Here is a 15,144-nt window from a genome sequence, read left to right as displayed (position 1 = left end):
CATTCCAGGCACACAGGCGATGCAGGCATGTCGCCACTTTAATGCATCCATACCTGCCTTGCCGGGAAGTTAATGGTCATTCTGGTTTGACGCATCACATCGTAGTTCAGCACCCCGTCATAGATGATGTTTTCTGCAGCAGCCTTGCTGACCAGTTTTCGCCTGCCAAGTTGAATCGCAATCGGATTCAGGGCTGTGCGCTGGACTGTTGTATCGCTTTGAAGGCCCCACCCGGAGGCTGTCTGGTGCGAAAGGAGCACCTCGCTTATATTGCCTGTGTCTAAAAGAAACCAGTATGAGCGGTCCTGATGAGGTATACCCAGGAAAATAGTCAGCTCGCTACCATCCAGCCCATTGGCGAAACGGCTGGGCAACAGCGTTAGCCTGCCCTGTTGCTTTCTAAGAGTGGCTGGCGTCTCTACCTGGAGTCTACTGGCCGCTAGGTCGAAGGTCACAATCCTGTCCTGAAAGGATTTCAACGAGATCACCCCGTCCACTTTCGGAAGGCCTTCCGGCAGTATGCTCATCAGATCCCATACCCCAACGGTCGCATGGAAAAGCGGAACGTTATCGACCCTGATCTCAACTGAATCCAGCTTTTGGTACCGAAACATATCCCCGTTCATGCGGAAGGCAGTTGCGCTGCCATAAGGTTGTCGGCCGATTTTCTGTGCCACTTCCGGAGATACAAAGGTCTGGCCGCCTCCTGTATCGAATAAGAAGGTGTAGGGCTGCCCTGCTATGGTAACGTCCACCTGCTTCAGTTCTCTGAAATATTCTTTCAGCTGAATGGTGTTTTGTGCAAGAGTTTCACCAACAAAGGCTAAGCACAGGGCCAAACCCAGGAAAAGTGTTTTCATTTTGAAAAATAGACTGATCATCTAAGCATGTACGTCAGTGATAGATTTTGGCTGAATAATTACGCTAGCCCTTTACCAGTTCCCCCACAGTCGTTATACCCCGCTTTTTAGCTAGTGACAGCAGTTTGAGCAGTAGCAGGGCCGTAGCAAAGGCGTCGCCGGAGGCGGTGTGACGATCGTCGGTGGGCAGATTATACCTTTCGCAGAGAGCGTCGAGGCTGTACTCGGCGGTTTTCAAGGTATGGCTGTCGGCGTGGCGGCGCTCCAGCCGGATAGCCAGATGTGCTGTATCGACGGAGCGGTTGCGGAGCTTGCCGCTTATACCTTGCCGCTTCAACATCTGGTTGATCATGCCGATGTCGAAAGCCACATGCTGCCCGACCAGCACAGCATTGCCGACAAAATCAACAAAGTCCTCCGCCGCCTCTCGTTCGGTTATACCTCCCTGCAGCTGACTCGAAAGCAGACCATGCACTTCAGCGCTTTTGGTAGCTGGTGCCCCTTCCTGCTGCACCAAACACTCAAAAGTGTCCGACACCAGCACCTGCATCCCCCTTACCTTTATCGCCCCGATGGAAAGCACTTTGTCCCTGCGTTGGTCCAGCCCGGTCGTTTCGGTGTCGAACACTACAAATTCGGCTTCTGACAAGGGAGTATCTCTTGATGGTTGTTCTTTCAGGGTGGTGCTATACCTGTGCCAAAAAGCCGGCGCATTCTTGTCTACCGGTTGCAGTTGGTTTATAAACTCCTTCAGCCACTCCATCAGCCGAGGTAGTTAAGTTGGAAGCGTACCTGCAGGAGCTCCTGTATGTCGCTGATCGGTTTGAAGGTGCTGCGCAGCGTCTGCCGCTCGAGTTTATTGAGCTGGTTAGGATTGAGGTAACGGCCGGAGTTCTTGTTGCGCAGGCCGCTGAGTGCCCGGAAACGCATCATAATCTCGTATGCCATCGCGGCCTCACGGTATAGCTCTGCATTTTGCGGCTCCAGCTCGGCCAGTTTCTCGAAGCGCTTGAAAGTGTTGTTCTCTCCGGCTACGCGATTGTCGAGCGTGAGCACGCGGGCGGCATCCACGAGTGGTGTCATGGCCCGTAGTTTAATGTCAAATTCATTTTTGTGCTCCCCTCCCCGCTCTACAATGAAGTTGCGGAAGAAACTTAGAGGTGGTGGACTCTGCAACGCATGTTTGGCCAGAAAAGGCAGAAAAATGCGTTCCTGCTGGATGTTCTCGTAAATGTAGTCTGTGAGTTGATGACTCAGACTAAAGTCGCCGTACACAGGGCGGTAGTCGTAGAAAATGGAGGTATGCATTAGTGCCTCCTCGGTGGGCTCGTGTATCCAGTTATAAAAGTACTGCTTCCAGGTATGCAGCGGCTGGCACCACTTCGGGTTGCTGGCCATCATGTCGGCGGGACACTTCTCAAAACCGCATTGCACCAGAATATCCCGTACAATAGCGCCCAGCTTCAGAAAGTAAGCCTGATGCTCTTTTTCGAGCGCAGCATTTTTATCTTCGAATACCAGGGCATTGTCCTGGTCGGTGCGCAGGAGTTGCTCTTCACGGCCTTCGCTACCCAGTGACAGCCAGCAATAATGTAGCGGTGGCTCACCCAGTTCTTTCTCGGCATGTTGCAGCGCCCGCACAATGATCGCGTCGTTGATTTCGGTGATAATATTGGCGATGAACGAAATACTCACCTCCTGCTCCAGGTACTTCAGCAACAGTTCCTCAGCCCTGTCGCGGATGGCAGGCAGTGAACTTATGTCGCGTGTCTGCCGAATTTCAGAGATCAGTACGGCCGGATTATTGCCCTGCGCCAGTAAGAGGTCATGTTCGGTGAGCACCCCGAGGACTTTGGAGTTGACAGTGCCATCGGTGGTCACACAGAGGTGCTTCACTTTGTTCCGGATCATGTTGATCAGCGCATCGGCCATGGGCGGATTGGGAACGGTCGTAATCACAGGCGACGACATGATGACCTCTACCGGATCATCAATGGCCACATGCCCGGCTACCACCTGGCGGCGCAGGTCGGTGTCGGTCAAAATTCCCAAGGGTCGCGCCTCACCATCCACTACCATCATAAAACTGGAATCCTTGTCGCTCATCATCTGGGCGGCCAGCCGGATAGAAGTGTCAGGCGGACAAGCCACAATGCTTTTAGCCGTATCGATTTTAAGGGCGTCTTCGAGGTGCAGCGGTATAGACGAAGGTGCAATGGTGCTCAGGCCGACCCGTGCCCTTTGTGCATCGCGCAGGGTAGGATTGCGTACCGGCTGCCCCGCCGCAAAGCCCGCAGCAAAGTAAAGCGCCACCTGCGGATTTTCGGTGAGGATAGGTTCAAAAGCCTCAATAGGTATAGCGTATACCAGTGATTCTTCGGCAGAGGTAGCAGTAGAGGAATAATTCTTTTTAGCGATCAGTGCCCGTACTCCAAACACATCCCCTTCGTCGCACACATCCAGCAATTTGGGATTGCCACCCTCCGTCTTTTGCTCTAGTCGAACAGAGCCTTGCCGTACGACATAAAAGTGTTCGTGAGCGGGATCGTCCTGGGAGAACAGAACCTGCTCCGGCTCCAGGTATAGCACCCTCACCTGCCTGGCCAATTGCCTCAGTTTTTCCGGTTCAATCAGGTTAAAGGGCGGGTAGGTATTCAAGAACTCGTGCACGCGTTCCTGTATGACATTGGAGGGTTTCATAGCCTAGGGTTATACCTGATGAAGATACGGGATTGAGGAGAGGATTGCAATTGTCTGAATCAGGATTTAAGGATTTGCAGGATTTTGCAGATGCCGCCTCTACCCCTCTCCTGAACTTGATTCGGGAGAAAAAAGTAAGACCCCGCCGGCTAGGCGAAAAGGCAGCTATGCATTACTACTCCAGCTATACCTGCAACCACTCCTATATCAGCAATCACCACTTGACTTTAACGCAAAAGTCCTGCAACAAACGTCGCAGGACTTTACGCATTCAACTAAACTTATCAATCTAAATTCTATAAAGCACCCGCTTTAATTTCATCTACTACATCCGGATCAAGCAAAGTGGAGGTATCGCCCAGATTCGAGGTATCGCCTTCGGCAACTTTGCGCAGGATACGACGCATAATCTTGCCTGATCGGGTTTTTGGCAGACCGCTCACGATCTGGATCTTGTCCGGCTTGGCGATCTTACCGATCTTCTCCACCACTGTTTCGATGATCTCGGCACGCAGGTAATCCTCACGTTCCGGCACATCCTTGCAAATCACAAAAGCGTAGATTCCCTGCCCTTTCACATCATGTGGATAGCCTACCACAGCTGACTCCACTACATGGCTGTTGTGATTGATAGCCTCTTCGATCTCGGCCGTTCCGAAGCGGTGACCCGATACATTGATCACATCATCCACACGGCCAATGATACGGTACAGGCCGTCTTTGTCGCGCTTGGCACCGTCGCCTGTAAAGTACAGGCCTTTGTAAGTAGAGAAGTAGCTCAGGCGAGCACGCTCGTGGTCTCCGTAAGTCGTTCGGATGATGCTTGGCCACGGGAACTTCATGCAGAGGTAACCCTCTACTTCGTTGTCGGTAATTTCCTTGCCTTCGGCATCTACCAGAATCGGCTGTATACCTGGCAGTGGCAGGGCTGCGTGGCTTGGCTTCATCGGAGTGATGCCAGCGATGGTCGAAATCATGATACCACCGGTTTCGGTTTGCCACCACGTATCCACTAGCGGACAGCGCTCCTTGCCAACGTGGGTATGGTACCAGTGCCATGCCTCTTCGTTGATTGGTTCGCCCACCGAGCCCAGTACTTTGAGGGAGTCGAGGCTGTAGGATAGTACATCGTCGATGTCTCCACTCATAAGCGAACGAATAGCGGTTGGGGCGGTGTAGAAAATGTTCACGCCAAACTTGTCAACTACCTGCCAGAAGCGGCCCATGTCCGGGAAAGTTGGCACGCCTTCAAACATCAATGAAGTGGAGCCTGACAAGAGCGGACCGTAGAGCAAATAGGTATGGCCGGTGATCCAGCCGATGTCGGCGGTACACCAGTAAATGTCGTTTTCCTGTACCTGAAACACATTGCTGAAGCTGTACTGTGCATAGACCATGTAACCGCCACAGGTATGGACCACACCCTTGGGTTTGCCCGTTGAGCCGGAGGTATACAGAATGAAGAGCATGTCTTCTGAGTCCATTTCCTCAGCCGGACAATCTTTGCTGACACCCTGCACCTCGTCGTGGTACCACACGTCGCGGCCCTCTACCATGTTCACGGCCCAGCCCAGACGCTCCACCACAATTACTTTCTTCACTGAGTCGCAACGCTCAAGCGCCTCGTCTACCACACGCTTCACCGGAATCTGCTTCGCACCGCGGTTCAGACCATCGGAGGTGAGCACCATGCTGCACTGCGCATCGTTGATGCGATCAGCCATCGCCACTGCAGAGAATCCAGCGAACACCACCGAATGGATGGCTCCAATACGGGCGCAAGCCAGCACGGCGAAAGCAAGCTCCGGAATCATCGGCATGTAGATACAGATGCGGTCGCCTTTTTTAGCACCGTTCTTTTTGAGCACATTGGCGAACTGGCATACCTTCTCGTGGAGTTCGCGGTAGGTATAGCGCACAAATCTTTCCTTCGGGTCGTTTGGCTCCCAGATCAGGGCCAGCTTATTGCCGCGGGTTTTCAGGTGACGGTCCAGGCAGTTTTCGGTGATGTTCAGTCTGCCGCCCTTAAACCACTTCACGTTCGGCTCTTCAAAGTTCCATTCTAGTGTCGTGTTCCACTTCTTGCGCCACGTAAAAGTGCTCGCTATATCGGACCAGAACCCTTCCGGGTCTTCCACACTTCGCTTATAGGCCTCTTCGTATTCCTGATAAGATTTGATTTGAATGTTAGGCATGATATCGGTTTGTTTATGGTGTTTAAGGTTTTTTCAGTTTTAATTCGTGCACGATTCGGACAGGTCGCGACCTGTCCCTACAGGTATATTTTGGGAACGACTGTCATCCCCCTACCCCCTTCAAAGGGGGACTTTTAGTTCTTGCCACTTAGCAGGAATAAGCATTGTAGCACTTTAATTGTCTGCTAATTCTCTATCCATCATTTTTCTCAAATTGAGTTCCTCGTGCACGAAGGTCCCCCTTTGAAGGGGGGCAGGGGGATGACCACTCTCTGAGAACTAGCCCTCTACCCTGTACTTAGTGGAATTTAGGAACAATTGTTATCCTCCGTTTTGAAAATCACTCCAAAAAAGCATTCCCAATCTTTCGCTGTTTCAGGTCATCGTGAATCTCGGTGAGTATAGCCGGGTCATCGATGGTGGAAGGTATAGCGTAGTGCACGCCGTCGGCAATGTTGCGCAGTATCTTGCGGAGTATCTTGCCTGAGCGGGTCTTAGGCAGGCGCTTTACGATAAGCGCATTTCGGAAGTAAGCTACGGCTCCTATTTTCTCCCGAATCAGGGCGATCAGTTCCTGCTCGATTTGCCCTTCGCTGATGTTCTGTCCGTCCTTGAGCACCACCAGGCCAATGGGGCGCTGTCCACGCAGGTCGTCGGCTATACCTACCACGGCGCATTCGGCTACGGCAGGGTGCGAGGCAACCATCTCTTCCATCTCTCCGGTTGAGAGGCGGTGACCGGACACGTTGATCACATCGTCAATGCGTCCCATGATATAAATATAGCCATCTTCATCCATATAGCCCCCATCACCGGTCATGTAATAGCCAGGGAAACGGTCGAGATAGGATTTGTAGAAGCGGTCATTGTCTTCCCACAAGGTGGGCAGGCAACCGGGAGGCAACGGCAGCTTCACGGCCACGTAGCCTTCCTGCGCAGGTATAAGCTCCTGCCCTTCCTCGCCCAGAATCTCTACTTTATATCCGCAAACCGGCAAGCCTGCCGAACCGGGCTTAGCTGGCTTTAGGCCATAGCCCACCATGTTTGCCACCATCGGCCAGCCTGATTCGGTTTGCCACCAGTGGTCTACTACAGGTATGCGCAGCAAATCCTTAGCCCAGTAGTAAGTAGCAGGGTCGCAGCGTTCGCCAGCCAGGAACAGGTACTTGAGCGATGGCAGGTCATACTTGATTTTCTCTATACCTTCCGGGTCTTCTTTCTTGATGGCGCGAATGGCTGTCGGGGCTGTAAAGAGCACCTTTACGTCGTGCTGCATGATGATGCGCCAGAATGTACCCGCATCCGGAGTGCGCACAGGTTTGCCTTCAAAGAGCACGGTGGTACAGCCATGGATCAGCGGAGCGTATACCAGATACGAGTGTCCCACGGCCCAACCTACGTCGGAAGCGGCCCAGAACACATCACCCGGGTCTACGCCATACACGGCTTTCATACTGAATTTCAACGCCACGGCATGGCCGCCATTGTCACGCACGATGCCTTTGGGTTTGCCCGTGGTGCCAGAGGTATAGAGAATGTATAGCGGGTCGTGCGCGTCTACAGGTACGCAATCAGCTGGCTGGGCTTTTTGTAATACGTCCATGTAATCCAGGTCGCGGCCCGGCTGCATGTCGGCCTCCACGTAAGGGCGCTGCAAAATGATGGTATGCACGGGCTTGTGCTTGCTGTCGTTCAGGGCTTTGTCTAGTAGAGGCTTGTAAGGTATATGCTTGTCGAACTCGATGCCGCAGGAAGCGGAAATCACCACCTTCGGACGGGCGTCGTCGATGCGCACCGTGAGTTCGTGCGGTGCAAAACCGCCGAATACCACTGAGTGAATGGCACCTAACCTTGCGCAGGCGAGCATGGCAACCACGGCCTCAGGTATAACGGGCATGTAAATCACCACAGTATCACCTTTGCCCACACCCAAACCACGCAGCGCACCTGCAAATCTGGCTACCATGTCGCGGAACTCGCGGTAGGTATATTTGCGGATGGTATTGGTCACGGGCGAGTCGTAGATCAGGGCGGTCTGGTCAGCGCGACCGTTCTCGACGTGGTAGTCCAGCGCCAGATAGGCCGTGTTGAGTTTGCCGCCCGCGAACCAGCGGTAGAAGCCATTTTCGTCGGTGGTCAGGATTTGCTTAGGCTCCTCGAACCAGGCAATCTGCCGTGCCTGTTCACCCCAGAATCCCTCTGGATCCTGAATGCTTTTTTCGTAGGCCTCGGCGTACGAGCGGTAAGTTTGGGTTGCTGTCTCCATATCTCCAATTCTTTTGTTGCGATTAACTTTGCGTCAGCTCCTTGATTTTTTCCATCAGGAAGCGCGTCGAAAAGGGCTTTGGAATGTACAAGTCTGCCCCCACGTCATAACCTTTTTTGATGTCAGCGTCCTTGGTCTTGGCGCTCATGAGAATCACTTTGGCTCCGTTCATATTTTCCTGCCCGCGAATGTGACGGCATACCTCGTAGCCGTCCACGTCTGGCATCATGATATCAAGCAACACCACATCAGGCTGTTCCTTGTCCACACTCTCCATGGCCTCGGTACCGTTGCGGGCCACAAAGACCTGATAGCCGCTCTTGCGCATCAGGAACTCCAGCGGCATCAGTATACTCGGCTCATCATCCACAACCAACACCTTCAATTTTTCTTTGCTACTCATAGTTTTATACGTTTGCGGGCACATTTACTTTCACGGGAAGCACGAACGAAAATTTCGAGCCTTTGCCCACTTCACTCTCCACCCAAATGCGCCCCTGGTGCGATTCAATTATCTTCTTGCTGATAGCCAGTCCCAGTCCGCTACCCTCTGGTTTGCGAATATTCTGGTTCTGCGCTTGGTAAAACTTATCGAATATCTGTTTGTGAAACTCGGGGTCAATGCCCTTGCCGTTGTCCACCACATTCACTTTGATATCGCCGTCGATGTAATAGCCTGACACAATAATGCGGCCGTGCTCGGGGTTGCAGAACTTGATGGCGTTGGAGATTAGGTTGACCAGCACCTGCATCAAACGGTCTTTATCGCCGTTGATAGCGGGCAGGTTGTGCTGTACATCTACCACCAAATCGATGTTTTTCTCCTGCACCAGTTGCGAAAGCGCGTCCACTGACTCGCGCACCACTTCCTCTATCTGCACAGGACCTAGGTTGAGCTTTTGCTTGCCTGACTCGAAGCGCTCCAGGTCCAGCACCTGCGTAATCAGTCGGGTCAGCCTTTCGGACTCCTTTACGATGGTCTGTAGGAAATGCTCCTGGTCCTCACGCTCCATCTCGGGGTTGTCGTACAGAATTTCTGACAGGGCCCTTATCGAAGTCAGCGGTGTGCGCAGCTCGTGCGTCACCGTCGACAGGAACTCGTCTTTGAGCTCGTCGAGCTGCTTGAGTCGTTCATTGGCACTGCGTAGTTGCTCGGTGGCGCGCCGCAGTTCCATGGATTTGCGGCGGAGCTCGTTGTTGATCGAAATCAGTTGCTGGGACTCTTTCAGGATGTTGAGTACTTCGTCGATGCTGATCTCCTCTTCCTTCACCACCGACGAAACCATGATGCGCGCCGAAGAAGAGCCGATGACACCTGACAGCAATTTCTCGGCATAGGTTACCAGCTTCGGGTCGGCCTTGCCTGATTCGTCCTCCGGCTCGGGATATTTGCGCTTGTAGGCTTTCATAGCGACTTCGGCTTTTTTCTGCCCGAGGAAGTTCACCAGCAAGGATTTGATATCAGGTATGTAGGCCGTGCCCTTCCAAACAATGGAGCTTTCGAACACCGTAGAGTACTTGAAGATGTCCACAAACACTTCGGCCTGGTTGCGCTCCTGAGATGTTTGCCTGCTCAAAAGCGACACGCCTATATATAAACCCACATTCAGGAACATGCTCCAGAACATGGCGTGGGAGATGTAGTCCATCCCTTGCAGGCCAAATAACTCGAATGGTTTGAGCCACGCTATACCTAGCGGACCTTGCTCCAGAATAGAACCCGGCAGCATGCCCACCCCAACCATCGACGGCACCACCAAGGTATAGAACCAGAGCACGGCACCGACCACTATACCTGCCAGCGCCCCGTTTTTAGTACCTTCTTTCCAGAAAATCCCCCCGATAATGGCCGGAGCAAACTGAGCCACCGCCGCAAAAGACACTAGCCCGACTTCCACGAGGGAGTAGTATTCGGCCACGCCCTTGTAGTACAGGTAGGCCAGCAACAGAATCACCAGAATGCCCAGTCGGCGACTGAAAAGCAAGAGCTTCGTGAGTTGGTTCTGATACTGGTTTTTAATGGCCGGTATACCTACCAGCAGCGGCATCACCAGGTTGTTGCTCACCATCACGCTTAGCGCAATGGTCGCCACAATGACCATACTGGTCGCCGCCGAGAATCCGCCCAGGTATACCATCAAGGCTAGTAGCGATTGGCCCTCACTTAAAGGTATGGCCAACACAAACATATCTGCATCCACACTGGCGCCGTTGAACAACAAATCGCCTCCAAATGCTATGGGTAGCACGAAAATGTTGATGGCAAACAGGTATAGCGGAAAGAGCCACATGGCTTTGTTCAGGTGTTGTTCGTTTACGTTCTCCACCACCGCCACCTGGAACTGGCGCGGCAAAAACAGAATCGCCAGCATGGACAGTACCACCATCCAGAACCACTGCGAAAAGCCGCTGTCGTTGTCAAAGGTCATCAGCCGCTCGAAGTCGGGCAGCTGCGTGGCCTGTTGCATGATGTCGCCAAAGCCGTTGAACACGCCATAGGTCACGAATACACCTGCCACAATAAAAATGACCAGCTTAAAAAGCGACTCAAACGCAATAGCCGTTACCATACCCTCGTGCCGCTCGGTAGCCTCCACGTGCCGCGTGCCATACACGATAGTAAACAAGCCCAAGCCCAGCGCTATGTAAAAAGACGTGTCGCCGAACAGTGGACTACGGCCCACTTCGTTCATGCCTGTGAGCAAGTCCAGACTGCTGGCAATAGCCTTGAGTTGGATGGAGATGTACGGGATAATGCCGAGCACGCAGATGATAGTGACAATGCTGCCCAGCGTAATGTTCTTACCATACCGCGACGAGATAAAATCGGCGATGGTCGTAATGCGCTGCACCTTGCAGATGCGGATGATCTTGCGCAACACCACCCACCAAAGTGGCGCCATCAGTGTCGGGCCGATGTAAATAGCTAAGTAGCCCAATCCTGTCGTGGCGGCCCTTCCCACCGAACCGTAATAGGTCCAGGCAGTGCAGTACACGGCCATGGAGAGCGCATAGATGTAGGGGTTGCCCACGAAACTCCTGCCCGCAGCCGAACGCCTTTCCGCCCACGAAGCCAGCCCGAAGAGCAAAGCCAGGTAGCAAAACGACACACCGATGACAAGCCAGTAGTTCATGGTTATTTCTTCTGTTTACGCGGGTCCTGACGGTTAATGAAAAACGCAATCGCCACAATGCAGGCCAGCCACACCACCGTCAGGTATAGGTATAGCACAGGCACCCCGCTCACCGTCGCCCCCGAATTGAAAATCGAAAGCAACGGAAAATTCAATAGCACCATAAATAGGGCACTGATGAAAAAGAGTCGTCTGCCTTTAGAGCGGTCACGCATGGGGTTTAGTTAGTGATTGAGTGATTTTGGGGTGGCTAAATTGTTAAATGGTTGTTTTTTGTTCGTTGAACTAATCGGTTTGGGTTTTCGCCCCTACTTGTGAACCACGAGTGTTAGCTATTTAATGGGGACTCTACCCACGCTCGCGTCCCGCGAGTGTGAGCTATCCAGCGGACTCTGGCCGCAAGTTTGTGCCTCCAGCCACAGGTGGCGAGACGCCACCCAATTCCTCACACTCGCCGCGAGCGAGGGCTGGGAGCCAGCAAACTGCCGAATGGCTGACCGATGGTATCCCCACCGAATCAACCATCCAACAATTTAACTATTTAACAATTCAACCAACAATCAACCATTCAATCCTAATGCCCGGCCACTGCCTCGCCGGCGCCGCGTGGGATGCGGATGTCCTCGATCAGCTCCTGAATGTGGGCTGGTGGGGCTGGCGTGAAGCGGGACACAATAAATGACACGATGAAGTTCACGATCATACCTACGGTGCCTATACCTTCTGGAGAGATCTCCATGAACCAGTTTTCTGGCAGGTTGGCGGCTGGGTTGATGAACTTGAAGTAGGAGATGTAGCTGATCGTAAACAACAGACCTGAAATCATCCCCCAGATGGCGCCCTGCTTGTTCATGCGCTTCGAGAAGATACCCATGATGATCACAGGGAAGAACGATGCCGCTGCCAGACCGAAGGCGAAGGCTACTACTTCGGCCACAAAGCCTGGCGGGTTGATACCGAAATAGCCTGCGATCACTACCGCAAAAGTCGCTGCGATACGGGCCGCAATCAGCTCCTGCTTTTCGGATATACCTGTCATCACCGACTTCTTAAGCAAGTCGTGGGCGATAGATGTGGAGATTACGAGCAAGAGACCCGCTGCTGTAGAAAGAGCCGCTGCCAGACCACCCGCTGCTACCAAGGCAATCACCCAGTTCGGAAGCTGGGCAATTTCCGGATTGGCCAACACCATGATGTCTTTGTCGATCTTGAGTTCGTTCACAGCTGGGTCTTTCACATACTGAATGCGACCGTCACCGTTTTTGTCGTCCACGCCGATCAGACCTGTTTTCTCCCAGTTGTTCACCCACTGCGGCATGCTCGCAATCGGTTGGTTACTGGTAGTCTGCAGCATGTTGTACATACCGAAAGCACCTACTGCGGGAGCAGCTGTATACAGTATGGCGATGAATACCAACGCATAACCTGCCGACTTACGGGCATCTTTTACTTTTGGAACGGTGAAGAAACGCACAATAACGTGTGGCAGACCGGCTGTACCTACCATCAGGGCAGCCGTGATGAAAAACACGTCAATGGTTGCTTTGCTGCCGTCGGTATAGGCTGTAAAACCTAGCTCTGGAAGCAAGCCGTCCAGTTTATCCAATAAATAAGTACCATCGGCCAAAGTACCGCCCAAACCAAGCTGTGGTATCGGGTTGCCGGTCAGCATCATGGAAATGAAGATAGCCGGCACCATGTAAGCGAAGATCAACACGCAGTACTGGGCCACCTGGGTATAGGTGATGCCTTTCATGCCACCCAACACAGCGTAGAAGAGCACGATAATCATACCGATGATCACACCTGTTTCGATCTGCACTTCGAGGAAGCGAGAGAACACGATGCCCACACCACGCATTTGGCCGGCTACGTATGTAAACGATACGAAAATAGCACATACTACTGCCACCAGACGGGCAGTTTTGGAGTAGTAGCGGTCGCCCACAAAATCAGGCACGGTGAACTTGCCGAACTTGCGCAGGTATGGCGCCAGTAAGAGAGCGAGCAACACGTAGCCGCCCGTCCAGCCCATCAGGTATACTGAGCCGTCGTAGCCCATGAACGAGATGAGACCGGCCATGGAAATGAACGAAGCAGCCGACATCCAGTCAGCGGCCGTTGCCATACCGTTGGCTAGCGGCGAAACGCCACCACCTGCCACGTAAAATTCTTTTGTAGAGCCAGCACGCGACCAGATGGCGATACCGATGTACAGGGCGAACGTGAGGCCCACGATGATGTATGTCCAGGTTAAGATATCCATTGTCTTAGCTATTGTATGGTGGGAGATTAGTCTTCGTGCACGTCAAATTCGCGGTCCAGTCTGTTCATCAGCCATACATAGATGAAGATGATGACCACAAACACATAGATGGAGCCTTGCTGCGCAAACCAGAAGCCGAGTTTAAAGCCCCCGAGACGGAACTGGTTGAGCTCGTCGACCAGCAAAATGCCGAACAGGTAGGAAACAGCGAACCAAAGGCCCAATAGCGTCAGCAGTATCCGGACGTTGCGCTGCCAGTACTCCTGCATTCTGTTCTTGTTATTTTCCATGGGTATATAGTTTAGTTTTTTAAGGTTCTTACAAATAGATCATGGCCTGCAGGGTGATTTCCGGACGGTACCTCAGGTTATTCGGGTTGGTAAAATCCGGACGGTTGCGGTAGTTGAGCGTGAGCTTGGAGTGATGGCCCTCGAGCAGGAGGTTGGTACCCAGGTCGAGCACTTTCACAGGCACTTTCTCGCCGCGGCTGTTCTGCACCCCATCCAGACTGCCGTAGCTGTAGGCGGCGTAGGGCTGCAAACGGGCTTTCTCGGTCACCAGGTCTTTCGGCAGCAAGTAGCCTACCTGACCGTACAGGATATCGCCCGTGCCAATGGTTGGGAACGCATTGCCGCGGAGTCCGCCACCACCCTGTGCTGGGTTCATGATGCCAATGTTGCGCACGTTATCTTTGCCGAAGTCATAGTTATAGTACACGCCATAGGCGGTGAGGGCCGTGTTTTGTTCGGTGTTGAGCGGCAGGTCCAGGAAAGCGTCCACGCCAAACAGGTTGATGTTTTCTTTCTCAACCACAAATCCGTTGATAGTATTCTGCTCACGCCACATGCCGTCTTTGTTGTGCATAAAGCCTGCCCCGATGTTGAACACGCGTCGCGTGCCCAGGTAGGTGCCCACCATGAACGGCAGGAGGTTCGATTCTTGGTCCCAGAACTGCCAGTTGAAATAGCCCTGGTATACCTTGTTGTTGTTTTGCGGATTGTAATTGGCAGCTGGCCCTATGGCTTGTGCGGTGTTGGTCAGGAAAGGATCGTTGATAGCCATGCGGTAGTCGAGCTTACCCAGCTTACCTTTGGCGTACACGCCGAGCATACGGGCAAACTGGTCAGCGGCGTCGATGGTGGCCCAGTTGAAGATCGGTGCGTCGATGGCCATGAAATTGAGTGTGCTGGCGTTGGTGCTACGCGAGATACCGTTCCAGTAGTGCAGGCCCGCCCCAATAGAAAGGGCCTTGTCGAACACCTTGTATTCCGTCCAGGCATCGTGAATGAATATCTGCGGCTTTTTACCATCCAGCCCCGGGTTCACGCCGCCGCTTATGGAATTCTGGTTGTTAATACCAAAGTGCAACAACACCAGAAAACGAGGTGAGATCTGGGAGTAGGTAAGGAAACGGGAACGACGCAGCCCGAAGTCCAGCGTATTGTCAACCGGCTCGCCATTGCGGATAGTGCCCGAGTTGTGCTCGTTATACCTCACCCATACCTGATGCCAGGTGATAAAACGGATGTACTTTGACCCGTCTTCATTAATAGGCAGCTTGATACCAGCGCCATACTCTGTGGAGCCCTGTGCAGACGCACTCCTCCCGACGCAGCAAAGCACCAGCCCTGCTGCTACATATAGTAACAGTTTTTTCATTTGGAATACTAAATGTTAAGGTGAAGAGAGGTCAGCTGTTTCCCCGAATTCTTTATCTATTTTA

The 15,144-nt window shown here is 52.9% G+C and carries 10 protein-coding genes and 1 pseudogene; all 11 read right to left on the bottom strand.

Annotated features, from left to right (window positions below; translation table 11 throughout):
- Positions 1–38: 38 nt before the first annotated feature.
- Entirely contained in the window at positions 39–860 is an 822-nt protein-coding gene (locus tag I0P70_RS01305) for a retropepsin-like aspartic protease (RefSeq protein WP_196114405.1), read from the bottom strand.
- Between the two features lie 64 nt (positions 861–924).
- The gene (locus I0P70_RS01300; RefSeq protein ID WP_196114404.1) at positions 925–1,623 is read right to left on the bottom strand and encodes a PolC-type DNA polymerase III; all 699 of its coding nucleotides are present in this window, start codon (positions 1,621–1,623) and stop codon (positions 925–927) included.
- A complete protein-coding gene (locus I0P70_RS01295) occupies positions 1,623–3,560 on the bottom strand; it encodes a DUF294 nucleotidyltransferase-like domain-containing protein (protein ID WP_196114403.1) in 1,938 nt (645 codons plus the stop codon). Before I0P70_RS01295 ends, I0P70_RS01300 begins: the two co-directional genes overlap by 1 nt.
- 296 nt (positions 3,561–3,856) lie before the next feature.
- Positions 3,857–5,761: pseudogene (gene acs, locus I0P70_RS01290) on the bottom strand (acetate--CoA ligase); the annotation flags it as partial.
- Between the two features lie 334 nt (positions 5,762–6,095).
- On the bottom strand, positions 6,096–8,021 hold the full coding sequence (locus I0P70_RS01285; RefSeq protein ID WP_196114401.1) for a propionyl-CoA synthetase: 1,926 nt from the start codon (positions 8,019–8,021) through the stop codon (positions 6,096–6,098).
- Positions 8,022–8,043: 22 nt separating this feature from the next.
- On the bottom strand, positions 8,044–8,424 hold the full coding sequence (locus I0P70_RS01280; protein WP_196114400.1) for a response regulator transcription factor: 381 nt from the start codon (positions 8,422–8,424) through the stop codon (positions 8,044–8,046).
- A 4-nt stretch (positions 8,425–8,428) separates the two neighbouring features.
- Positions 8,429–11,155, bottom strand: a complete 2,727-nt coding sequence (locus I0P70_RS01275) for a sensor histidine kinase (RefSeq protein WP_196114399.1) — start codon at positions 11,153–11,155, stop codon at positions 8,429–8,431.
- A 2-nt stretch (positions 11,156–11,157) separates the two neighbouring features.
- The gene (locus I0P70_RS01270; RefSeq protein ID WP_196114398.1) at positions 11,158–11,370 is read right to left on the bottom strand and encodes a hypothetical protein; all 213 of its coding nucleotides are present in this window, start codon (positions 11,368–11,370) and stop codon (positions 11,158–11,160) included.
- 359 nt (positions 11,371–11,729) lie between these two features.
- On the bottom strand, positions 11,730–13,421 hold the full coding sequence (locus I0P70_RS01265) for a sodium:solute symporter family protein (protein ID WP_007655158.1): 1,692 nt from the start codon (positions 13,419–13,421) through the stop codon (positions 11,730–11,732).
- 26 nt (positions 13,422–13,447) lie between these two features.
- Positions 13,448–13,711 (bottom strand): DUF4212 domain-containing protein, encoded by a 264-nt coding sequence (locus I0P70_RS01260; RefSeq protein WP_007655160.1) that lies wholly within the window; start codon positions 13,709–13,711, stop codon positions 13,448–13,450.
- A 28-nt stretch (positions 13,712–13,739) separates the two neighbouring features.
- On the bottom strand, positions 13,740–15,080 hold the full coding sequence (locus tag I0P70_RS01255; RefSeq protein WP_196114397.1) for a hypothetical protein: 1,341 nt from the start codon (positions 15,078–15,080) through the stop codon (positions 13,740–13,742).
- Positions 15,081–15,144 lie beyond the last annotated feature (64 nt).

It is taken from the genome of Pontibacter sp. FD36 (assembly GCF_015686655.1).
GTDB lineage: Bacteria > Bacteroidota > Bacteroidia > Cytophagales > Hymenobacteraceae > Pontibacter.
Note: the sequence above shows the minus strand (reverse complement) of the source record. Positions and strands in the feature narration are given on the sequence as shown.

Excerpts from the sequence above, each read along its gene's own strand:
- I0P70_RS01275 (WP_196114399.1), bottom strand. The coding sequence starts at position 11,155 with ATGAACTACTGGCTTGTCATCGGTGTGTCGTTTTGCTACCTGGCTTTG.
- I0P70_RS01260 (WP_007655160.1), bottom strand. The coding sequence starts at position 13,711 with ATGGAAAATAACAAGAACAGAATGCAGGAGTACTGGCAGCGCAACGTC.
- I0P70_RS01285 (WP_196114401.1), bottom strand. The coding sequence starts at position 8,021 with ATGGAGACAGCAACCCAAACTTACCGCTCGTACGCCGAGGCCTACGAA.
- I0P70_RS01255 (WP_196114397.1), bottom strand. The coding sequence starts at position 15,080 with ATGAAAAAACTGTTACTATATGTAGCAGCAGGGCTGGTGCTTTGCTGC.
- I0P70_RS01300 (WP_196114404.1), bottom strand. The coding sequence starts at position 1,623 with ATGGAGTGGCTGAAGGAGTTTATAAACCAACTGCAACCGGTAGACAAG.
- I0P70_RS01265 (WP_007655158.1), bottom strand. The coding sequence starts at position 13,421 with ATGGATATCTTAACCTGGACATACATCATCGTGGGCCTCACGTTCGCC.
- I0P70_RS01280 (WP_196114400.1), bottom strand. The coding sequence starts at position 8,424 with ATGAGTAGCAAAGAAAAATTGAAGGTGTTGGTTGTGGATGATGAGCCG.
- I0P70_RS01270 (WP_196114398.1), bottom strand. The coding sequence starts at position 11,370 with ATGCGTGACCGCTCTAAAGGCAGACGACTCTTTTTCATCAGTGCCCTA.
- I0P70_RS01305 (WP_196114405.1), bottom strand. The coding sequence starts at position 860 with ATGAAAACACTTTTCCTGGGTTTGGCCCTGTGCTTAGCCTTTGTTGGT.
- I0P70_RS01295 (WP_196114403.1), bottom strand. The coding sequence starts at position 3,560 with ATGAAACCCTCCAATGTCATACAGGAACGCGTGCACGAGTTCTTGAAT.